This window comes from Sphingobium sp. GW821-FHT02B05, from assembly GCF_059421905.1.
In genome coordinates, this window is the sequence record NZ_JBWKVW010000002.1 from 119,997 (window position 1) to 141,700 (window position 21,704).

20 protein-coding genes are annotated in these 21,704 nt (G+C 64.3%); 11 read left to right on the forward strand and 9 right to left on the reverse strand.

Features of this window, described 5'->3' with window-relative positions:
• Positions 1-9: 9 nt before the first annotated feature.
• From AC07UX_RS10420 to serS, 3 genes are all read right to left on the reverse strand, one after another.
• Positions 10-1,053, reverse strand: coding sequence for a potassium channel family protein (locus AC07UX_RS10420; protein ID WP_495192274.1), 1,044 nt, complete (start codon positions 1,051-1,053; stop codon positions 10-12).
• 2 nt (positions 1,054-1,055) lie between these two features.
• Positions 1,056-2,099, reverse strand: a complete 1,044-nt coding sequence (locus AC07UX_RS10425; protein ID WP_495191934.1) for a peptidoglycan DD-metalloendopeptidase family protein — start codon at positions 2,097-2,099, stop codon at positions 1,056-1,058.
• Between the two features lie 174 nt (positions 2,100-2,273).
• Positions 2,274-3,551 carry a serine--tRNA ligase gene (gene serS, locus AC07UX_RS10430; protein ID WP_495191935.1) on the reverse strand — a complete coding sequence of 426 codons (1,278 nt, stop codon included), beginning with the start codon at positions 3,549-3,551 and terminating at the stop codon, positions 2,274-2,276.
• Between the two features lie 93 nt (positions 3,552-3,644).
• On the opposite strand from serS, the gene AC07UX_RS10435 reads away from it, so the two are divergent.
• The 4 genes from AC07UX_RS10435 (at position 3,645) to AC07UX_RS10450 (ending at position 6,671) form a co-directional block, all read left to right on the forward strand.
• Positions 3,645-4,082, forward strand: coding sequence for a host attachment family protein (locus AC07UX_RS10435; RefSeq protein WP_495191936.1), 438 nt, complete (start codon positions 3,645-3,647; stop codon positions 4,080-4,082).
• Positions 4,083-4,273: 191 nt separating this feature from the next.
• A complete protein-coding gene (locus AC07UX_RS10440) occupies positions 4,274-5,233 on the forward strand; it encodes a hypothetical protein (RefSeq protein WP_495191937.1) in 960 nt (319 codons plus the stop codon).
• Between the two features lie 539 nt (positions 5,234-5,772).
• Complete coding sequence (gene dksA, locus AC07UX_RS10445; protein WP_495192275.1) at positions 5,773-6,237, forward strand: RNA polymerase-binding protein DksA; 465 nt, start codon at positions 5,773-5,775, stop codon at positions 6,235-6,237.
• Positions 6,238-6,302: 65 nt separating this feature from the next.
• Positions 6,303-6,671: a PilZ domain-containing protein gene (locus AC07UX_RS10450; RefSeq protein ID WP_495191938.1), complete on the forward strand. Its 369-nt coding sequence runs from the start codon at positions 6,303-6,305 to the stop codon at positions 6,669-6,671.
• Between the two features lie 169 nt (positions 6,672-6,840).
• Here AC07UX_RS10450 and AC07UX_RS10455 read toward each other — a convergent pair whose 3' ends face one another.
• A complete protein-coding gene (locus AC07UX_RS10455; protein WP_495191939.1) occupies positions 6,841-6,999 on the reverse strand; it encodes a YdcH family protein in 159 nt (52 codons plus the stop codon).
• Between the two features lie 192 nt (positions 7,000-7,191).
• Here AC07UX_RS10455 and AC07UX_RS10460 point away from each other — a divergent pair, with 192 nt between their 5' ends.
• The 7 genes from AC07UX_RS10460 (at position 7,192) to AC07UX_RS10490 (ending at position 17,190) form a co-directional block, all read left to right on the forward strand.
• Complete coding sequence (locus tag AC07UX_RS10460) at positions 7,192-7,371, forward strand: YdcH family protein (RefSeq protein WP_495192276.1); 180 nt, start codon at positions 7,192-7,194, stop codon at positions 7,369-7,371.
• Positions 7,372-7,479: 108 nt separating this feature from the next.
• Positions 7,480-7,959: a DUF1465 family protein gene (locus AC07UX_RS10465; RefSeq protein WP_495191940.1), complete on the forward strand. Its 480-nt coding sequence runs from the start codon at positions 7,480-7,482 to the stop codon at positions 7,957-7,959.
• Between the two features lie 76 nt (positions 7,960-8,035).
• Complete coding sequence (locus AC07UX_RS10470; protein WP_495191941.1) at positions 8,036-10,147, forward strand: autotransporter assembly complex protein TamA; 2,112 nt, start codon at positions 8,036-8,038, stop codon at positions 10,145-10,147.
• The gene (locus AC07UX_RS10475; RefSeq protein WP_495191942.1) at positions 10,147-14,349 is read left to right on the forward strand and encodes a translocation/assembly module TamB domain-containing protein; all 4,203 of its coding nucleotides are present in this window, start codon (positions 10,147-10,149) and stop codon (positions 14,347-14,349) included. Before AC07UX_RS10470 ends, AC07UX_RS10475 begins: the two co-directional genes overlap by 1 nt.
• A gap of 1 nt (position 14,350) precedes the next feature.
• Positions 14,351-15,745 carry an L-serine ammonia-lyase gene (locus tag AC07UX_RS10480; RefSeq protein WP_495191943.1) on the forward strand — a complete coding sequence of 465 codons (1,395 nt, stop codon included), beginning with the start codon at positions 14,351-14,353 and terminating at the stop codon, positions 15,743-15,745.
• Between the two features lie 182 nt (positions 15,746-15,927).
• A complete protein-coding gene (locus AC07UX_RS10485) occupies positions 15,928-16,581 on the forward strand; it encodes an outer membrane protein (RefSeq protein WP_495191944.1) in 654 nt (217 codons plus the stop codon).
• 189 nt (positions 16,582-16,770) lie between these two features.
• Positions 16,771-17,190, forward strand: a complete 420-nt coding sequence (locus tag AC07UX_RS10490) for an acyl-CoA thioesterase (protein WP_495191945.1) — start codon at positions 16,771-16,773, stop codon at positions 17,188-17,190.
• Between the two features lie 247 nt (positions 17,191-17,437).
• On the opposite strand, the gene pyrF is transcribed toward AC07UX_RS10490, so the two are convergent.
• The 5 genes from pyrF to AC07UX_RS10515 are packed head-to-tail and all read right to left on the reverse strand — an operon-like array spanning position 17,438 to position 21,702.
• Positions 17,438-18,112, reverse strand: a complete 675-nt coding sequence (gene pyrF / locus AC07UX_RS10495) for an orotidine-5'-phosphate decarboxylase (RefSeq protein WP_495191946.1) — start codon at positions 18,110-18,112, stop codon at positions 17,438-17,440.
• Positions 18,109-18,459 (reverse strand): lipopolysaccharide assembly protein LapA domain-containing protein, encoded by a 351-nt coding sequence (locus tag AC07UX_RS10500; protein ID WP_495191947.1) that lies wholly within the window; start codon positions 18,457-18,459, stop codon positions 18,109-18,111. The genes pyrF and AC07UX_RS10500 overlap by 4 nt, the downstream gene beginning before the upstream one ends.
• A 34-nt stretch (positions 18,460-18,493) precedes the next feature.
• The gene (locus AC07UX_RS10505) at positions 18,494-19,384 is read right to left on the reverse strand and encodes an aldose 1-epimerase (RefSeq protein ID WP_495192277.1); all 891 of its coding nucleotides are present in this window, start codon (positions 19,382-19,384) and stop codon (positions 18,494-18,496) included.
• A complete protein-coding gene (locus tag AC07UX_RS10510; RefSeq protein WP_495191948.1) occupies positions 19,381-20,793 on the reverse strand; it encodes a sugar porter family MFS transporter in 1,413 nt (470 codons plus the stop codon). The genes AC07UX_RS10505 and AC07UX_RS10510 overlap by 4 nt, the downstream gene beginning before the upstream one ends.
• 36 nt (positions 20,794-20,829) lie before the next feature.
• Positions 20,830-21,702, reverse strand: coding sequence for an SMP-30/gluconolactonase/LRE family protein (locus AC07UX_RS10515; RefSeq protein ID WP_495192278.1), 873 nt, complete (start codon positions 21,700-21,702; stop codon positions 20,830-20,832).
• Positions 21,703-21,704 lie beyond the last annotated feature (2 nt).

The window sequence follows — 21,704 nt, forward strand, 5'->3', positions numbered from 1 at the left end:
GCTCAGGCTCTATCCGTCGGAATGCTGCCCGTCGCCCTCCGTGACTTCGATGATGAGGTCGCCCGTCTGGAGCCGCGCCGCGCCCTCCTCCCAGAAGCCGATGGGCCGATCCTCGCGATAGACGCGCAAACCGATCCCGGTCTTGATCGCCGACAGCGGGCCGCCAATCTCCTGCGGCAACACGGCCCGCTCATTCAGTTTGATGCGCCCGCCGGTCGCAGCGAGGTCCGTCATATAATCGGCGATATGCCGGCCGCTGGTGCTGCCTGCGAGCAGAAGGCCCGCGAAACTGACCGGGTTGATAACGGTGGTGGCGCCTGCCTGCCGCGCGGGCAGTTCATTATCCTCGTTCCGCACGACGATGCTGATCGGCAGGCGCGGCGACAGATGCCGGGCGGTCAGGGTAATCAGGATGGACGTATCGTCCCGCCCCGCCGACACGATCATGCTGCGCGCGCGGTGGATGGCGACGTCCTTCAACGTCTTGTCCCGCGTGGAATCGCCGCACAGGATATTGCACCCCTGCGCTTCCGCCAACGCCAGGGCTTCTTCATTGCCGTCTATGACGACAATCTCGCGCGGGTCGGTGCCGCGGGCGAGCAGCTCGTTCACGGCCTCCTGCCCGCTGGTCCCGAAACCGGTGACGATGATGTGATTGTGCAGATCGGCCTGAATACGCGCCATGCGCCACCTGTAGAGGATGTTGCGGAGAAAGAGATTATAGGCCGTGCCAAGGAAGATCAGCCAGACGAACAATCGGATCGGCGTGACGAAGATGGACTCGAACAGGCGCGCTTCCGGCGTCACCGGCACGATGTCGCCATAGCCCACCGTCGTGACCGTCACCGTGGTGAAGTAGAGGACATCGATGAAGCTGATCTGATTGTCGTAATTGTCCTTCAGGCCATCCCGGCCGACCCAGTGGAGCAGCAGCACCAGCCCGATCAGCCCGAACACCAGCCCCACGCGCCAGACCAGATCGACCCACAGCGGCATGGACGACCGCCGACGCAGGAAACCGGCAGTAGCTGACGAGGTGGTCGGCGGATTCATCCTCATGCCGGGGGCAACTGGGGAATCGGGTTCACCGGCACGCGGTCCTTGCGCAATTCGAAATGCAGCTTGGGCTTGCTGGCATAGCCGGTATCACCGGTCAGGCCGATCACCTGCCCTTTCTTCACCTTCTGCCCGCGCACCACGTCCACGCGGCTGGCATGGCCATAAGCGCTGACCCAACTGCCGCCATGGTTGATGAGCACCAGGCCCCCGAACACCGCCACCTTGTCCCCCGCATAGGCGACCACGCCGTCGGCGCTGGCGCGGATCGGCGTGCCCATGGGGGTCGCGATGTCGATGCCATTATTCTTCGCGCCGCTCTCGCCGGGTCCGAAGCGGGACAGGATCGTGCCCCTGACCGGCCAGGCGAAGCTGCTCGCAAAGCGCGCGGGCTGGGCTGCGGGGATATTGGAGGGCAGGGGCTTTGGCGCGCTCGATGCGACGGCTTTGGGCGCATTGTCGGCGGTGGCGGGCTGGCCGCCGGTCAAGACATCGTCGATGTCGATGCGGAAGGCGGCGGCGCGCTGCTCCATATCGGGGGCGCGGGCGGGCGTATTGCCGGGCAGCAGCAGCCTTTGGCCTCGGCGCAGGATATAGGGTTCTTCCAGTCCGTTGACATCGACGATCTGCCGCCAAGGCACGCCATAGGTCGATGCAATGGCGATGCCGGTCTCACCCTCCGCCACCAGATGGTATCGGCCGCCGGGGATTTGCAGTTTTTGGCCGACGCGCACGCCATAGGGCGCGGTCAGTCCATTGGCCCGCGCGATCGCCTCCGATCCCGCGCCCGTGCGGTTGCCGATGCCCCTTAAAGTATCGCCCGGCTGCACGACATAGGTGGATGCAGGGACGTTGCGCGCGCTGGCGACCACCTGCTGCGCGGTCCAGACCGGCTGCGGCTCTGCCAATTCCACGGTGGAGGCATCCGCATCCATGCGCGGCGGCGGCGTGGGGGCGGCACGGTCCGCCTCATTGGGAATACAGGCCGCCAGCAATAGCGGACCAAGCGGCAGGATCAGGAGGGACGGGCGATGCATCGGCATTCGTTTACCGTATCGCGCAATGGTTTCCACTCCTTAACCAACCGCCCCTTTGTTCTTTGGCCAATTGCGGTCGGTTCGCGCCTTTTTGAGAACCTTTGCGCCTTGTTCTCGACAAGCGCGAACCTGCGCATTTACCTGTCCAACGCGCTGTCGCACAGGGGGCAGATTATCCTGTCAGCGCGGGGCCAGCGTGGTGATCCCGCCCATATAAGGCAGCAGCACGGCGGGCACGGCGACGCTACCATCGGCCTGCTGATAATTTTCCAGCACCGCCACCAGCGTCCGCCCCACGGCCAGCCCCGACCCGTTCAGCGTATGCAGGAAGCACGTCTGCTTCTCCCCTTCCGGCTTGTAGCGGGCATTCATCCGCCGCGCCTGAAAATCGCCGCAGTTGGAGACGGAACTGATCTCGCGATAGGTGTTCTGGCTCGGCAGCCAGACTTCCAGATCCCAAGTCTTGCGCGCACCAAAACCCATGTCGCCGGTGCAAAGCAACATCTTGCGGTAAGGCAGATCCAGCGCCTGCAAGATCCCCTCGGCCGCCGCGACCATGCGCTCATGCTCGGCGTCCGAGTCTTCGGGCGTGCAAATGGCGACCAGTTCGACCTTCTCGAACTGGTGCTGGCGGATGAAGCCGCGCGTATCGCGCCCGGCAGACCCGGCTTCGGACCGGAAGCAGGGCGTCAGTGCGGTCAGCCGGATCGGCAGGCTCTCGGTCGGCACGATCTGCTCGGCGACCAGATTGGTGAGCGATACCTCGGCGGTGGGGATCAGCCATCGGCCATCGGTGGTGCGGAACAGATCCTCTGCGAACTTGGGCAACTGGCCGGTGCCGAACAGCGCGTCGTCCTTCACCAGCAGCGGCGGATTGGCTTCCTCATAGCCGTTCGCGCCGCTCTGCGTATCCAGCATATATTGCGCCAATGCCCGGTGCAGGCGCGCCATCTGTCCGCGCAATGCAGTAAAGCGCGCACCGGACAGTTTAGCGCCGCCCTCGAAATCCAGCCCCAGCGCCGGGCCGAAATCGGCATGATCCTGCGGTGCAAAGTCGAAATCGCGCGGCGTGCCCCAGCGGCTCTGCTCGACATTGTCCGCCTCGTCCGCGCCCTGTGGCACATCGTCCCCAGGCAGGTTGGGGATAGCGGCCAGCATCGCGGTCAGCGCGTCGCCGACCTCCTTGTCCTGCGCTTCCAGCGCCGGCGTGCCTTCCTTCAGCGCCGCGACTTCGGCCTTCAGCGCCTCGGCCCTGGCCATGTCCTTGGCCGCCATCGCCTGACCGATCGCCTTGCTCGCTTCATTGCGGCGGGCCTGACCCTGCTGCAATTCGGTCTTGATCGCGCGACTGCGCTCATCGAGCGCAAGGATGTCGGCGGACAGAGGCGCCAGCCCACGACGGGCGAGGCCTGCGTCGAAGGCGGCGGGGTTTTCGCGGATGAAGCGGATGTCGTGCATGGGGCCGTCCTATGCCGCCGTGCGACGAACCGCGCAACCCTGTGCGCCGCCGTCCGTTGGTCCTGCATCGACGAAAAAGCAAAGGAGACGGCGATGCAGATCGATCATGACGCGATGATATTGGTGGCGGACGGCCGCAAGCTGCTCTTTTTCCGCAACAAGGGCGATAGCGCCCATCCTCAGCTGGAGGCGGAAACGGTCGAGGTGCAGGATAATCCGTCGCATCTGGAACAGGCGTCCGACAGGGCCGGTCAGTCGTCCTCCACGGGCACCGCGTCCGGCACGATGGGCGAGAATAATTTCCACGAACTGGAGGAGCAGCGCTTCGCCGCCCACGCCGCCGATCTGTTAAAACGGCGCGCTTTCTCGCAGGATTATGAAAAGCTGATCATCGTGGCCCCGCCATCGGCGCTCGGCGAAATGCGCAAGCATTTGCACAAGGAGGTGCAGGGCCGACTGGTGGGAGAGATCGCCAAGGATCTGACCAACCATCCAGTGATCGAGATAGAGAAGCTGATCGCTGCCAGCTGATCGCCATCGATTGTCCAGACAAAAAAAAGGGCGACCCCGGCAGGCGGGGTCGCCCCTTTTTTTACGCGCCGTCCTGGTGTCAGGCGGCGGCTTGCGCCTTGCGTTCGGCAAAGCGGCGCCGGGCAACGAGTGCCACGGCGGCCGCGCCGAACAGCAGAACCATCGGCGGCGCCGGAACGTCCGTGCCACCGGTGCTGCCACCAGAGCCCCCGCTCGAGCTGCTGGACGACGAGCTGCTACTCGAAGAGGAAGAGGACGAGCCGCTGGAACCGGAGCTGCCGCTGGAGCCGCTCGATCCGCTGCTCCCCGAACTTCCGTTGCTGCCCCCCGTGCTGCCGAAGCTGGACGATCCGCCCGACGACGAGCTGCTGGACGAAGAGGAGCCGGAGGACGACGAGCTGGACGAACCGCCATCGGACGAAGAACCGCCGCTGGAACCCGAACTGCCCGACGATCCGCTGCTGCCGGAGCTTCCGCTGGAGCCGCTCGAACCCGACGAACCGCTGCTACCGCTCGACCCTGACCCGCCGCTCGACGTGCCATGGCCAGGCTTGTCGGGCTTCCCACCGCTCGATCCACCTGAACTGCTCGACGAGGAGCTGGAAGATGAAGACGAGGAGCTGGAACTGGACGAGGAAGAGCTGCTGCTGACGCCTGAAGAAGTCGAGACGTTGCCCGAAGAGGTGGATACGTTGCCGGACGAAGTGGACACATTGCCCGATGAGGTCGATACGCCGCCCGTCGACGTGGAGACGCCACCGGTGGAGGTCGAAACACCGCCCGTCGAGGTCGATACCCCGCCGGTGGTCGAGCTGGTCGAACTGCTGATGCCGCCGGTCGAACTGCTGGTCGACGAAATGACGACCGAGCCGCCACCGCTGCCACCACCGCCGCCGCCGAAGAAGCCACCGATGAAGCCGCCGCCGCCAAAGCCGCCGCCGCCGCCCATCACGATCGGCACGGCGCCACCGCCGCCCGACATCATCGGCATTTCCGCCATGGGCATCGGCGCGGGCAGGGGAATGGGCGCTGGCTGGGTCGTGACGGTCACCACCTGCGGCGCGCTGGCCACGCGGACGGTCTTGACGACCTTGCGCTTTACGGTGCGGACGGCCAGCCGCTTCTTGGGCGCGGCTTTCATGCTTTTATAGCTGTGAACCACGGCAGGGCGCGCATTTTCCGCCACATGGACGGCACCGCCGCCAATGATCGCCCCGCCACAGGTGCAGGCGCATAATTTCGCCAAGGCCATCCGAACCGACATAGGATCTACTCTTTTCTCGTTACCCCCGTACCCTTCGCCGAATCCTCACCCGGCGCCGGGTTCACGGGAACTTCCTATGCGTATAGAACGCAAAATAAAGGGTTAACTGCAATCCCGTTAACCCTCAATATAGGGGGCAAGTCGCAGGAAAAGCTACTGTCTGCTGAAGGTAAATGGTTAACGTCCCACTATGACACGGCCCGCGGGCGATGTCTGAACCCATGTCTCGGGCGCCTCGCCGCAGCTTCGAGGGAATCGGCTCCGATGACAACTGCTGTCATCTATTGGAAAAAATGGCCGAAACCAGTTTCACGACCGTTGATTGCCCGCTTGTGTCGGCCTGCCGCGATGGCTATGAGGCCCGCACAATCAATATTTGGGCGCCCGGAACATCAAGCGCCGGGGCCTTACGAGTCGGAGAGCCAGATGGCATCGGTCCTGAATTCCGATAAAGACGGTGAAAAGCCGCCCAAATCGACTGTGACGCTTCCTGCTGATTATCGGCCTTCGCCGGACGAAGAGTTTATGAATCCGCTGCAACAGGAATATTTCCGCCAGCGTCTCTGGGATTGGAAGAAGCAGATCCTGACCGAAGCGGAAGGCACGCTGGCCGTGCTGCAAAATGAACCGCTTCGCGAACCGGACCTTAACGATCGCGCATCGAGCGAAACCGACTGGTCGATTGAATTGCGCACCCGCGACCGGCAGCGCAAGCTCATCTCCAAGATCGATTCTGCCCTGCGCCGCATCGACGATGGCGAATATGGCTATTGCGAAGTCACCGGCGAACCCATTTCGCTGGGTCGCCTGGAAGCCCGCCCGATCGCGACGATGACGGTCGAAGCGCAGGAACGGCACGAGCGCCAGGAAAAGATCTCGCGCGACGATTAACGGTTTTTCCATCAACCCATGGCTAGAATGGCGTCATTACCGCTTTCTTGACCATGGGTTGCCGCATGAAAGACGAACAGGATATTTCGGACCGCGGACCGGCGCGCGCCTCACCGCGCGACAGCCTGTTCCTGCTGACTACCCTCAGCACGCCCGATGGCGCGCAATTGGGCAAGGCGCGGGTGCGCAATCTGTCCGCCACTGGGTTGATGGCCGATTGCGAGCGTGCCGTGCCCGCCGGCATCCAGATCATCTGCGAATTGCGGGGCGTAGGGCAGGTTACGGGATCTGTTGCCTGGTCGCGTGAAGAAAAGATCGGCGTCGCGTTCGACGAAGCGATCGACCCGCAATCGGTACGCAAGCCTGTTGGCAAGGCGTCTCAAAATATGCCGGACTATCTGCGGACATACCAGGGTGGTTCGCCCCGCCGTTAATCATTCCGTTCTCGAATTTGTAGCCGTTCGAATGATGAATGCCCCGCCCGACTACCGGATGTGGGGCGTTTCCCTTTTTGGGGAACCGTCCATCGACTATCCGTGCGGAGGGAGGGCCAGCGATCTGGGCCGCCCGGCCCTTGCCTCCTTTACGGACTGCCACAGCGCCTTAATGCTGCGCCGACAACTCTTCCTTCAGTCGCAATTTCTGCTTCTTGAGAGAGGCTACCAAAATGGCGTCGGGCATGGGCCGACTCGATTCCGCCTTGATTCGCGCTTCAAGGCCGGCATGCTTGGCTGAAAGTGCTGAGATGTGGCTATTTTCCATGACGTTCTCCTTACGAGGGGTAATGGACGATCAAATAAATCATGATTCGGCCCGCTTGTCTCGTGATGATTCGGGCTTTGCGGCGGGCCGCCTGTAAATTTGCGGTGGTCCGCATGGCCCGCCCGCGTTATCAGGCAGTGTTGAGGGCCATTGACGAAAGGGCAGGGAGGCGCAGTGAGCCGGGAAGACATTATGCGCCGACTGGAATTGCTGCGGGTGGAGCATCGCGATCTCGATAGCGCGATCGCCGCGCTGGTCGATGCCGGTGGTGGCGACCAGATGCAGATTGCGCGGCTCAAGAAGCGCAAGTTGCGTCTGCGGGATGAAATTTCCGCGCTGGAAGATGCGCTGGTTCCCGACATCATCGCTTGACGGTCTTTTTCGGTTAACGCGGCACTAACCGATCATAAATGGGACAAAGACCGGTTCCGGCCCGGCAATGGGCCTGACAAGGTTGCGAAAATATGGCAGCAAAAGGCGATGCAGAACCCCGCTTTTCTTGATCCTGGCCTCCATCGGCGACTGGTGGACGGACTCTATCTCGAAGCCATGGTGATGGCGGACGAAGCGCGTGCCTATTTCGATGGTAGCGCTTCACTGGACGATGGGGTGGATGATCCGCTGCGCCGCGTTTCTTTTGCCTGCGAATCGTTGAAGGTCACGACCCGGCTGATGCACATCATCGCCTGGCTGCTCAGTCAGCGCGCCTGGCAGCGTGGCGAGATCGAGCAGGTCGATCTGACCGATGAGAAATATCGGTTGGGCCGGGCGTCGCATACGGACGCCACTCTCGCCGCCAGTTTCCCCTTCGCTGCCCGCGCGCTAATCGATGCCAGCCAGGAATTATATGAACGTGTCGCTCGCTTGCAGGAGCGGATCGACGCGATGACCAACTCGGCCGCGACCGCGCTGGCCAGCCCGGCGCGCGCGCTATTGGACCGGCTTAATACCGCATTCTGAAAATTGGTCGTAAATGAAGGCGATCACGCACTTCTAGGGCTGGCCTTCGCGCCCGTTTCTGGTCTAGACCGACGCCATGACCGATGGTTTGCGGACCCAACGCCGCTTTTCAGGCTGCCCGCATGCCGCCCGGCTTTTGCTCGCCCCGCTTCTGCTGGCTGCGCCGGCATTGGTGCGCGCGCAGGAAACGACACCATCCGCCACAGCCCAGGCTGATCGAAATGCCGATCAGTCGCCGAGCCAGGCGCTCGATTCCATGCCCGATATTGGCGTGGATTGGCCGGACATGGGCCAGCCCGACAGCATCGCCCCGTTGCCCGATGATCCGGCTGATGTGCAGGCAACGGCCGACCCCGCCACACCTGCCCCATCGGATATGCCCGTACTGGCCCAGCCGTCCGGCGATGCCGATGCGACGACGACTGCGCCGGTGGAAGAGGCGGCCAGCTTTGCCGACGCCAGCGAGGAACGTCGCTACACCGTGCAATTGAGCGGCATCGACGCCATCGCCGATACTCAATTCACCCTGCGCTTCGACGAACTGTCCGTACTGCGTCAGGGACAGGGCAAGCCCGCCAATCTTGCCCAGATCAATCGCCGCATGAAGGAGGATGGCGAACTGCTCGACCGGCTGCTGCGGGCCAAGGGCTATTATGCCGCCCGCATCCGCAGCGCCGTTGCCGCGCCACCACCGGGCAGCGATCGCCTGTCCGTCAGCTTCGACATCGTGCCGGGCACGCAATATCTGCTGGACTCGGTCGATGTTACCGGCCTCATCGAAACCGCCGGGCAGGAAGCGCGGCTGCGCGCAGCCTTTCCGCCCAAGGTCGGCGATCCGGTCGATGCGGACAAGATATTGGCGGGCCGCGACGCGCTCAGCACCGCGCTGGCCGAAAGCGGCTTTCCCTTCGCCCGCGTCGATGAACCGGAAGTGCGGATCGACCATGAGGAGCGCAAGGGCGACCTCGACATCATCGTCGTGCCGGGCGGATTCCGCCGCTTCGGCACGATCCGGACAGACGATAGCAAATTATTTGATGCCCATCATGTGCAGGAAATCGCCCGCTTCGATCCGGGCGATACCTTTATGGCGTCCGATGTCGAAGATTTGCGCCGCGCTATCGTCGCCACCGGCCTCGTTTCCTCCGTCAGCCTGAAACCGGTCGATGCGGGTGATGGTGAGCATGTCGATCTGGACGTCGACATGCGCCCGGCGCCGCTGCGTACGATCGCCGGGGAACTGGGCTATGGCACGGGCGAAGGCTACCGCGCAGAAGTCAGCTGGCAACATCGCAACCTCTTCCCGCCCGAAGGCGCGGTGACGCTGCGCGGCGTGCTCGGTACGCAGGAACAAACCGCCTCCTTCACCTATCGCCGCAACAATTTCCATCGCCGCGACAATGTGCTGACTGGCCTCGTGTCGATCAGCAACATCCGGCGTGACGCTTATGACGCGCGCACCATCAACTTGTCCGGCGCGATCGAGCGGCAGAGCAACATATTGTTCCAGAAGAAATGGGTCTGGCGTTTCGGCGGCGAACTGATCGCGTCGGACGAAGCCGATGCCTTCAGCGGCGGGGCCCGCCGCACCTTCCTGATCGGCGCCGTTCCGGTCAGCCTGACCTATGACGGCAGCGACGACCTGCTCAACCCGTCGAAGGGCTTCCGCCTCGGTGCGCGCGTCAGCCCCGAACTTTCTTTCCAGAACACGACTTTCGGTTACGCCCGCGTGCAGGTGGACGGCAGCGTCTATCAGCCGATGAGCGATCGCGTGGTGGTGGCCGCCCGCGCCCGTTTCGGCACCATCTTTGGATCGACGGTCGAACAGATTGCGCCATCGCGCCGCTTCTATGCGGGCGGCGGCGCGTCGGTGCGCGGCTATGGCTATCAGGCGATCGGGCCGCGCTATGGCGAGGATGACGATCCTGTCGGCGGCAAGAGTCTCGCCGAATTTTCCCTCGAAAGCCGCATCCGTTTCGGCAATTTCGGCGTCGTGCCCTTTGTCGATGCGGGCAATATCTCGACCAGCTTCCTGCCGCGCTTCCGCGACCTGCGCATCGGGGCGGGCATGGGCCTGCGCTATTACAGCAATTTTGGTCCCATTCGCGTCGATGTGGGCACGCCGATCAATCCGCAGTCGGGCGATCCCAAGATCGCCGTCTATGTGTCGCTGGGGCAGGCCTTCTGATGGCCGACAATGCAGCGCCCCCGGTCATGCCACCACCACCGGCACCTGCGCCAGCGCCACGCCGCCGCGCCTGGGACGGCCGCTGGCAACGCTGGCTGGCCGGGCTGCTGCTGACGCTGGTGCTGATCGTCGCGGCGGCGGTGGCGTGGCTGGACACCAGCGGCGGCCACCGCTTCCTCGCTACCCGCATCGCATCCATCAAATCCTCGTCGGGCCTGCGCATCCATGTAGGCGCGATTGAGGGTAGCATCTATCGCAAGGCCGTGCTGCGCGACCTGATCCTGTCCGATCCCAAGGGCAAGTTTCTGGAGGCTCCCCGCGTCGAGCTGGACTGGTGGCCTTTCGCCTGGCTCTCCAACCGGCTGGACATCGACCGGCTGGTGATCCCGCGCGCGACCCTGCACAAATTGCCCAAGCTCAACCCTACCGAGCGGCGCGGGCCGATCCTGCCCGGCTTCGACATTCGGCTGATGCAATTTTCGGTCGGTCAGCTGGATATCGCCCCCGGCGTCACCGGTCGGGTGCAGCGTGCCACCATGTCGGGCGACGCCGACATTCGCGGCGGTCGCGCGATCATCGATCTGTCTGCTCGCACACTGGACGGCAGCGATGCGCTGACCATCGCCCTCGACAGCCGGCCCGACAAGGATCGCTTCGCCCTTGATGTCACCGTGAACGCGCCCAGGACCGGCGTGCTGGCGGCGATGGCGGGCCTGAAACAGGACGCCAACCTGCGCATCGGGGGCAAGGGCAGCTGGAGCCAGTGGGACGGGCGTCTGGCCGCCACGCTTGACGCAGCGCCGGTCGCCGACTTCACGCTTGCCGCCCGCAGCGGCGCCTATTCGGCGCGCGGCACGGTGGAGGGGGACGCGATTGCCGGCAATGGACTGCTCCGCCGCATCGCCGCGCCGCGCCTGACCGTGCGCGCCGACGGGACCATGATCGACCGGGTGATCGATGGACGCCTCTCGCTCCGGTCCGCCGCGCTGGATATGGCCGCTGATGGCGCTATCGACCTGCGCAACAACGCGCTCGACAATATGCGCGTCGATGTGAAACTGGCCCGGCCCGAAGTGTTGATCAAGGCCATGCGCGGCAAGGATATCGCCGCAAGGATTCGGCTGGACGGCGCCTTCACCGCACTCGGCTATGAATATCTGCTCACCGCGCGGCAGATCGCCGTTGGAAAGGCGATCATCAACGACGTCCGGGCAGAGGGCAAGGGCCGCGCCACCGCTAAGGGGCCGGCGCTGATCCCGCTGCGCCTGCGCGCCCGCAGTCTGGACGGGCAGGGTGATCTGGTCGGCGGGATCGTCCGCAATTTCCAGCTGGACGGCGTGTTGCAACTCAACGGGCAGCAGATCGTCAGCAATCCGATGCAATTGCGATCGGACAAGTTGCGTGGCAAGCTGACGGTGATCGCCGACCTGGCGACCGGCCGCTATGATGCGGGCCTGGACGGCCAGATCGTCGGTCTGTTCATCCGGGGGTTCGGGGTCGTCGATTTGACCTCCAAATTGCGCGCCGTGCCGCGCGGCGATGGCGGCTTCGGCCTCAGCGGCAACGCATTGGCAAAGGTACGGCGGCTGGACAATGATTTTCTGCGGACGCTGGGCGGCGGCCTGCCGACCCTGCGCAGCCGGCTGGAACTGATGAAGGATGGTCAGTTCGCTCTGTCCGACATGCGCCTGACCTCACCCCTGCTCAATCTGACGGCGCGGGGCATACGCCATCGTGACGGATCGCTTCATCTGGAGGGCAGTGGCCGGCACGGACGCTACGGGCCGGTCACGCTGACGCTGGACGGCATGATCGAACGGCCAACCGTAGATTTGATGCTCGCCCGGCCGATGGACGCGCTGGGCCTGCGCGATGTGCGGGCGAAGCTGATCCCGGATGCCAACGGGTATAGCTATACCGCCAATGGCGGCTCTACCCTTGGCCCCTTCACCGGCCGGGGCGTGATCCTGCTGCCGCGGGGCGGGCAGGCGGTGGTGCGCGTCGCCAATCTGGCCGTATCGGGCGTTACCGCGAGCGGCGATATCCGTCCGATCGCCGGCGGCCTTGACGGCCAGCTGAGCGTCATGGGGCCGGTCACCGGCTACATAAATTTCAAGCCGGTCGATGCAAACCAGCAGGTGCAGTTGAAACTGACGGCCAGCGATGCCGCCTTCGAAGGACCAACGATCATAGAGGTGCGGCGCGGCACGCTGGACGGCACGATCCTGCTCGATCCGTCTGGCACCACCGTTACTGCCACCGCGCAGGCACGCGGCCTGCGCGTGGGTGGCGTGCTGCTCGGTCGCTTCGCCGCCAACGCTGAACTGGTCGATGGCAAGGGCAAGATACGTGGCAGCCTGTCGGGCCAGCGCGGCCGACTCTTCGACCTTCAGGGCGAGGCGCAGGTCGAACCCGATCGCATTCGCCTGAGCGCCGCCGGCACGATCGACAAGCGGCCCATCCGGCTGACCCGTTCCGCCCTGCTGACGCGGGCGGAGGATGGCTGGCGCCTGTCGCCCGCCACGATCAGCTATGCCGGCGGATCGCTGCAACTGGCTGGAGAACTGGGCGGCGCTTCCACCCATATCGAGGCGCGGATGCAGAAGCTGCCTCTGGCGCTGCTCGATATCGCCTATGACAATCTGGGCCTGGGCGGCATGGCGACCGGGTCGCTCAGCTACGCTCAGCCGCGCGGCGGCCTGCCCACCGGCAAGGCGGAATTGCGCATCCGGGGCCTCTCCCGCTCCGGCCTCTCGCTCAGCAGTCGCCCGGTCGATGTCGGCGTCAACGCGGTGCTGACCGGCGAGCGGCTGGCCACCCGCATGGTCTTCGTCGCCGATGGCAAGACGATCGGCCAGGCGCAGGCGCTGCTCAACCCGCTGGGCAGGGAAGGGGGACTTGCCACCCGTCTCAACAGCGCGCCCTTCTTCGGCCAATTGCGCTTCAACGGCACGGCGGACACGCTCTGGCGCCTGACCGGTGTGGAGATCGTCGATATCGCCGGCATGGTTGGTGTGTCGGCGGACATGCGCGGCACGCTGGGCGCGCCGGTCATCACGGGTAATTTCACTACGGACAATGCCGCCGTCAACAGTCCCGTCACCGGCATGCGGCTGAAGGGCGTCAAGGCGCGGGGCCGCTTTTCCGGCGCGCAACTGGTCATTTCCAGCTTCGCTGCCACCGCGCAAAATGGCGGCACGGTAAACGGCACCGGCCGGTTCACCTTCAACGGCATCGCTGGCGTGGGCATGGACCTGAACCTTCAGGCGGACAATGCCGCGCTGCTGGAGCGGGACGATATCGCCGCGACCGTCACCGGCCCCATCACCCTCAAGTCCGACGGCGTGGGCGGCACGATCGGCGGCGACCTGGTCCTCAACAAGAGCCGCTTCACCATGGGTCGGGCCGCCGCCGTGGCGCAGATCCCCGAACTCAAGGTGGTCGAAGTCAACCGGCGCGGCGACGAGATAGAGCGGCCGCGCACCAACGTCCCCTGGGCGCTGGCGATCAAGGCGCGGGCGCGCAATCGCCTGACCGTCACTGGCCTTGGCCTCGATAGCGAATGGCGCGCGGACCTCGATATCGGCGGCACCGTCACCAACCCGGCCATCGCCGGCCGTGCGCAACTGGTGCGCGGCGGCTATGAATTTGCCGGCCGCCGCTTCGAACTGCGCGAAGGCAATATCCAGTTCGATGGCAAGGTGCCGGTCAACCCGACTTTGGACATCAGCGCCGAAGCCGATGTCAGCGACCTCAGCGCCACGATCCATGTCGGCGGCACGGGCCTGAAACCCGACATCAGCTTCAACAGCGTCCCTGCGCTGCCGCAGGACGAGCTGCTTTCGCGCATCCTGTTCGGCACCTCGATCACCAACCTGTCCGCGCCCGAAGCCTTGCAACTCGCCTCGGCCGTCGGATCGTTGCAGGGCAATGGTGGCCTCGACCCCATCAACGCCGTCCGGAAGGCAGCCGGCCTCGACCGGCTGCGCATCATCGCCGCCGACCCGACGCAGGGGCAAGGTACATCGATCGCGGCAGGCAAATATCTGACCCGCAAAACCTATGTCGAACTGATCACCGACGGTCAGGGCTATAGCGCCACCCGGATGGAATATCAGGTCACACGTTGGCTGTCCCTGCTGGCGGCCATCTCCACCCTCGGGCGCGAAAGCGCCAACGTACGTATTTCCAAGGATTATTGATGTGAGCAAGAGCGCGATCGACGCTGCCACCGCGATCAGCGTGATGGACCTGTTTACCATCGGCATCGGCCCGTCCAGCTCGCATACGGTAGGGCCGATGCGCGCGGCCCTCATGTTCATGGATACGCTGCCCGCCACCCCGACGCGCGTACAATGCGAATTGTTCGGGTCGTTGGCTCTGACGGGCAGGGGCCATGCGACGGACAGCGCCATCCTGCTTGGCCTGTCGGGCTATCGCCCCGAAAGCGTGGATCCCGATGCGATCGGGGCCATCCTGGCGGCGATCCGCACCGACGGCCGTATCCGGGCGGGCAGTGCCCTGAATCACTGGCTGCCGTTCGAGGAAGCGCGCGATCTCTTGTTCCGCATGGGTGATTTTCTGGAAGCGCACAGCAACGGCATGCGCTTCACCGCCTGGCTGGACGGGCGCGAAGATCCGATCGTGCGCGATTATTATTCCATCGGCGGTGGCGCGGTGCTGCCCGGCGTGGTGCCGGTCAGCGATGAGGCGCCGCTCGGCCATAATGTCGTCCAGCCATGGCCCTTCTCGTCCGGAGCGGAAATGCTGGCGCAGGGCGATGTCAGCGGCCTGTCGATCGCAACCCTGGTGCTGCGCAATGAAGGCGCATGGCGCGTGCAGGCCGAAACGGAAGCCTTCCTCGACAATGTCATCGACGCCATGAGCGCCTCGATCGACCGGGGCCTGATGCAGGAGGGGTTGCTGCCCGGCGGCCTCAAGGTCCGCCGCCGCGCCCGCGCCATTCATCAGCGGTTGCGCTTGCAGCAGGACGCCCTTGGCCCCGCGCAGATTTTCGAATGGGTCAGCCTGTTCGCACTCGCGGTGAATGAGGAAAATGCCGCCGGCGGCCGGGTCGTCACTGCCCCCACTAACGGCGCGGCGGGCGTCATCCCGGCGGTGCTGCATTATTATCGCCGCTTCGTCCCCGGTGCCGATCGGGACGGGGAGCGCCGCTTCCTGCTCACGGCGGCGGCGATCGGCTTCCTCTACAAGAAGCGCGCCTCCATCTCCGCTGCTGAAATGGGATGTCAGGGGGAGGTCGGCGTCGCCTGCTCCATGGCTGCGGCCGGCCTCGCCGCAGTTCTGGGCGGCACCAACACGCAGGTCGAAAATGCCGCCGAAATCGGCATGGAGCATAATCTTGGCCTCACCTGCGATCCGATCGGCGGGCTCGTCCAGATCCCCTGTATCGAACGCAACACGATGGGTGCGGTCAAGGCGATCAACGCCGCCTATCTCGCACTTCAGGGTGACGGTCGCCATATCGTCAGCCTGGACGCGGTAATCGAAACCATGCGCCAGACGGGCGAGGATATGGCCAGCCGCTACAAGGAGACATCGCTCGGCGGTCTGGCCGTCAACGTGGTCGAATGTTGACATTCGTTCCGGCAGTTCATCTCCAAATCGGCACGGCCGCACGGCGAATGGAGCCGATTTCGTGACATTAATGGCACAGAATCAAGCGTTTATCTGAGGTTCATGAAACAAAGACGGCCGTTCCGGCTTGAGCGTCTCACCCCCTGAGAGTGGGGAGAGAATGTTTGAACGGAGTATCTGTTATGCGTAAGTTGATGGTCGCAACCCTCTTGGCCGGTGCCACCGTCGCCACGCCCGCCTTGTCGCAGGATGTCGGCTCGACCTTCACCGGCCCGCGTGTCGAAGCTATCCTGGGCTATGACCGCACGGGTGCCGGCAGCGACGTGGACAATGACAATGGCAATGACGATCAGAAGATCGACGGCCTGCTCTACGGCGTCGGCGCCGGCTATGACGTCAACCTCGGCAGCGCGGTCGTCGGCGTGGAAGGCGAATGGACCGATTCGACGGCCAAGAGCAGCCGCCGCGACTATACCGATCAGTTCGGCTTTGGCCGCGTCAAGCAGGGCCGCGACCTTTATGTCGGTGCGCGCGCGGGTATTCTCGCCGATCCCGCGACGCTGGTCTATGTCAAGGGCGGCTATACCAACACGAAGCTGAACGTGCTGGCCGGCAATACCAACGAAAGCACCGACGAGGCCTTCAAGCTGAACGGCTGGCGCATCGGCGCTGGCGTGGAACGGGCGATCAACGCCAACACCTTCGCCAAGGTCGAATATCGCTACTCCAAATATGAAGACGCCAAGCTGCGCTTCGCCGATGGGGCGACGACCAGCGAATTTGGCATCGACACCGACCGTCATCAGGTGGTTGGCAGCGTCGGTTGGCGTTTCTAACGCTAATCAACGACCGTTCGCTTAGAGCATGTCGAGAAGCCGATAGCGCTATGCTGTCCTGCTCCTCGACCTCGCTCAAAACGAACGGTGTTGGCTGGAAAAGGGGCCGGTCTTCGGATCGGCCTCTTTTTCCGTGCATACGCCTGTCCCCTCTATCAGCGCGCATGCAGGCCTGTTATTGACATTCATGTGAGTAACGCGATTCCCCACCGCTTCCCGATCGGCATCGATCCGACCGACATCGACTTCATGGGTCATGTCAACAATGCCAGCTATCTGAAATGGGTGCAGGAGGCTGTGCTTGACCATTGGCGCGCGCTGGCCCCGTCCGAAGCGGTCGCCCAGCATCTCTGGGTCGCGCTCAAGCATGAAATCACCTATCGCAAACCCACCTTCCTGGACGACGACGTGATCGCCACGGTCCTGCTGGAAAAGGTGCAGGGCGCCCGGGCTTTCTACGAAACGGTGATCCGCCGTGGCGAGGAAGTGCTGGCCGAAGTCAAGTCCAGCTGGTGCTGCATCGACGCCAGCAGCCTGCGCCCGGCCCGCCTGACGCGCGACGTGATCGACCGGTTTTTCGCGTCGGACGACAACAGCGAGCGCGGTTGATCCGGAGTTGTTTTTGTCCGCGGTGGGTGAGAAGCGGACGGTTTGCTGTCAGGTCGAATGGCGCCAAAATGCCCTCATGCCAGCGAAGGCTGGCATCTCAGGCATGGATATGTTGCGCTACCCGATAGCACCGGACGGACGCTTTCCTTCTCCCGCCTGAATCCCCCAGCTTCCGCTGCAATGACGACCAACGGGCGAACTGAAACGGCCGCCTTAGGTGCGCCTATGGTTGCTCACGGATGCCCTCCTACAACGTCGCCTCGATCTCCCGCGCCGCCATGTCCGGATTTTCCGCCTGGCTGATCGGGCGGCCGATGACCAGCATCGACGCGCCCCGGTCCAGTGCCTCGCGCGGGGTCACGGCGCGTTTCTGGTCGCCCATCGTGCCGCCGGTGGGACGTACGCCCGGCACCACAAAATAGCCGTCGCTCCACGCCGACTTGGCGATCGCCACTTCCGCGCCCGAACAGACGATACCGTCCAGACCCGCGCTCTGGGCAAGGTCGGCCAGGCGACGGACCTGATCCTCCGCCTTCCCGCTGACGCCGATGTCCAGTAGGTCGCCATCGTCCAGGCTGGTCAGCACGGTCACGGCGACCACCTTGGTATTGATGCCTGCCGCTGCCTTCGCATCCTCCAGCATGGCGCGGCCGCCAGCGGCATGGACGGTCAGCACCGCCGGCTCCAGCATATGCAGCGCCTGCACCGCCTTCGCCACCGTGTTGGGAATGTCGTGCAGCTTGAGGTCGAGGAAGATCGGCAGGCCGAACTTCATCATTTCATGCACGCCATGATGGCCGTTGGCGCAAAAAAATTCGAGACCCAGCTTCAGCCCGCCGACATGATGCCGCACCTGTCCGGCCAGTGTCTGGGCCTTGGTCAGGTCGGGCGTGTCGATGGCGACATAGATGGGGCTGCTCATGCTGGTCCTGTAAAGGTTGGAGGGGGGGTGGGTGTTTCTGCGGCCCCGGTCAGGCCGGGGGCATCGGAAAAAGCGGGCGATGGCGGCGGTGTGGCGGTGGCCGTGGCGACCACCAGCGCGCGCTCCGTGCTGTCGAGCCGGCGCTTCAACCGCCAGCGGGTGGCCCGCGCCATGACCCAGAAGGGCAGGGCGCCGAGCAGGAAAGCCCCGATAAGCAGCACGGGCAACTTGGTTTCCATCACCATGTCGCCCCACAGGCGGACGGTCACGGGCACGTAGTTCGCCATGCAGAAGAAGGCGAGCGCCACGGCGATGACGACCCAAAAGGCTGTCCGCAAAAATTGCATAGGCTTGACCCTCTAGCTGTTAATCGAGGGTAGCTTAGGCGATCGCGGCGGATTTCGGAAGCGTTCGCGCGATTTTGTCGATGGCGATGGTCATGGACAGGCTTGCTTTCTCGCCCGGTGCCAGGATCGGCATGCCGCCCCGGTTGATCGCATCGGGCATGTGACTGACCGGCTCCAGGCAGAAATCGACGCTGTCTGGCGGGCGATAGACATGCAGCCAATCCGCGCCGATGGCCGTCATCGTCAGCCGCAGCCCGTCGCCACGCTGCACAATGGCTGTTCCATCCCAGCCGGTATAGGCATTGTCGACCAGGCTGGTGCCGCGCACGATAGCGGGGCTGGACCAGTCGCCCAGCGTGTCGGCGGGGGCCTGCCCATCGGGCAGCATATCGGGCGTGGACAGCCAAAGGCCCTGCGCACTGAACGTCAGCGTGGTAGCCTTATCGGCCAGGAAATAGGGATGGAAGCCCAGCCCGATCGGCATCGCGACATCGCCGATATTGGTGGCGGACAACGAGATGGACAGCTGCGATGGTGTCAGCGCGACCCTCTGCTCGGCCCGATAGGCGGCCGGCCAATGATCGTTCCAGCCATGTTCGTGGATCAGCCGCGTGGACGAAAGACCTGTCTCACTCGCTGTCCAGCCTGTCTGCCAGCCAAAGCCATGGATGCTGTGCGGATGGTCGCCGAAATTGAGCGGCAGCCGATAATCAGCGCCGTCAAAGGCGAAGCGTCCGTTCGCGATCCGATTGGCGTAGGGCACCAGCGGGAAGCTCGCCATGGCGAGTGGATCGCCGGCCTCCGCCGGCGCGCGCCGCAGCAGATCGACGCCGTCCAGCGACAGCCAGAGCAGCGATCCGCCGACTGCGGGCGACAGGGCGGCTTCCAGCCCTCCCGCCCGCAGGATGATGCTATCGTTGCTCAGCCGACCATATCCTCAAGCTCGCGACCCTTTGTTTCATGCACCATGGCACGCACGAAGAAGAAGCTGATCAGCGCAAAGAAGGCATAGCCGGTATAGGTGACGACCAGTCCCGGCGACACGGCAAGCGCCGGGAAGCTGACGGAAATGGCGGCGTTCGCTATCCACTGGGCAAAGCCGGCGACGGCCAGTCCCGAACCGCGGATCTGGTTCGGGAACATCTCGCCCAGCATCACCCACATGATCGGACCCCAGCTGAGGTTGAAGAAGATCACATAGAGGTTGGCGGCGATGAGCGCCATCAGGCCGTTATGACCAGGCAGCGACACCGCGCCGTCCGCGCCGGTGACGGCGGTGGAAAAGGCATAGGCGACGATCGCCAGCGTCACCGTCATGCCCGCCGATCCGATCAACAGCAACGGCTTGCGGCCGATCCGGTCCACCAACATGATCGTGCCCAGGCATGCGCCGATCGACAATATGCCCGACAGGATATTGATCTGAAGCGCATTATCTTCGGAGAAGCCGACAGCCTCCCACAAGGTCGCACCATAATAGAAGACGACGTTGATGCCGACCAGCTGCTGGAATATGGCGAGGCCAATGCCGGTCCACACGATCGGGCGGATCTTGCCCGTGGTCTTGCTGATGAGGTCGGACAGTTTCGGCCGATGCTGGTCGGCGGCCAGGCTGGCGCGGATGTCGGCCACCTTGCGCGCGGCCTCCTGCGGTCCGAACAGCCGGGTCAGCACGGCCAGCGCCCGGTCGTCATGCCCGCGCGCCACCAGGTAGCGGGGGCTTTCCGGGATGACGAGCAGCGCCAGGAAATAGATGGCGGCCGGGATCGCCTGCAACCAGAACATCCAGCGCCAGGCCGGGAAGTCCAGCCACAGCGGCGCGGTGGACCCACCAGCATAGCGGGCCAACACGAAATTGGCGACGAACGCGCCGGTCAGGCCGGAAATGATCATCACCTGCTGCACCGACGACAAGCGCCCGCGCACATTGGCGGGGGTGACTTCGGAGATATAGACGGGTGAGATGACGCTTGCGGCGCCGACGCCAAGGCCGCCGATGATGCGCGCGATGATGAAGATGGCGGAGGACCCGGCGGCACCGGCGACCAGCGCGCTGACCAGGAACAGGATCGCCGCCAGCATCATCACGCCGCGCCGGCCGATGATGTCGGCCATCCGCCCCGCGCCGAACGCACCGATGGACGACCCCACCAGAATTGCGCCGACATTGATGCCGATGCCCAGCTTGCCGAGGTCGAAGGCTGCTTCCAGACCCTTTTGCGTGCCGTTGATGACGCCGCTGTCATAGCCGAACATGAACCCGCCGATCGTGGCGACAGCCACGATCGCGGCGATAAAGGCCATATTGACCTTTTCCGCGCTCCCCTCATTCATCCGTCTTCATCCTTCCAATTCTTATATCGTTGCGACTTACAATGTTGCGACATAACCCGGCAGCCCGGCCACGCCGGGATCGAAGGCGAAGAGATCGCCTGCCAGAGGCTGCTTTGTCAACGCTGTCATGTCCAGCCCCTTGCGCGCCGTCGTCGCATAGGCCGTGGTGAGCCCGTCGCCGCCAAAGGCGATCTTGGTGATGTTCGCGACGGGGAAGCGCACTTCCCGCATCAACTTGCCATCCGGATCATAGCGGCGCACTGCCCATCCGCCGAACAGCCCGGTCCAGAGGCAGCCTTCCGCGTCCACGGTCGGTCCGTCCGGATAGCCGGCGCCATCCTCGATCTTCGCGAACAGGCTGGTATTGCCGACCGTGCCGTCCTCGTGCAATTCGGTGCGCCAGATGCGCTTGCCCAGCGTATCGGTATGATAAAGCGTTCGGCCATCGGGCGCCACGGCCGGGCCGTTGGTGATCGACACGGCGGGCAAGCCGCTTTCGACGCACGCACCCTTGTGGAAGCGGTAGAAATAGCCGCTATCGGCTTCCTCGGCATCATCCATCGACCCGAACCATAACGCCCCGTCCGGCGCGACGCAGGCGTCATTCTGCCGATTGCCCGGCAGGTGCGTTTCAGGCGCGTGGAGCAGCGTGAAACCGCCCTGCGCAGGATCGAACCGGTGTACGCCGGTTTGCAGGCCCACGGCGAACAGCCCGTCATCGGTGGGCACTATCCAGCCGACCTGACAGGGGGCCGCCCAGCTACGCCCGGCACCGATCGCCGGGTCGTAACGGTGGATGAGTTTCCCCTTGATATCGACGAACCACAGGGCGGCGTCGCGCGCCAACCAGATCGGCCCTTCGCCCAGCGTCGCGCCGACGGACAGCACGCTCTGCGGATCGGCGATCATGA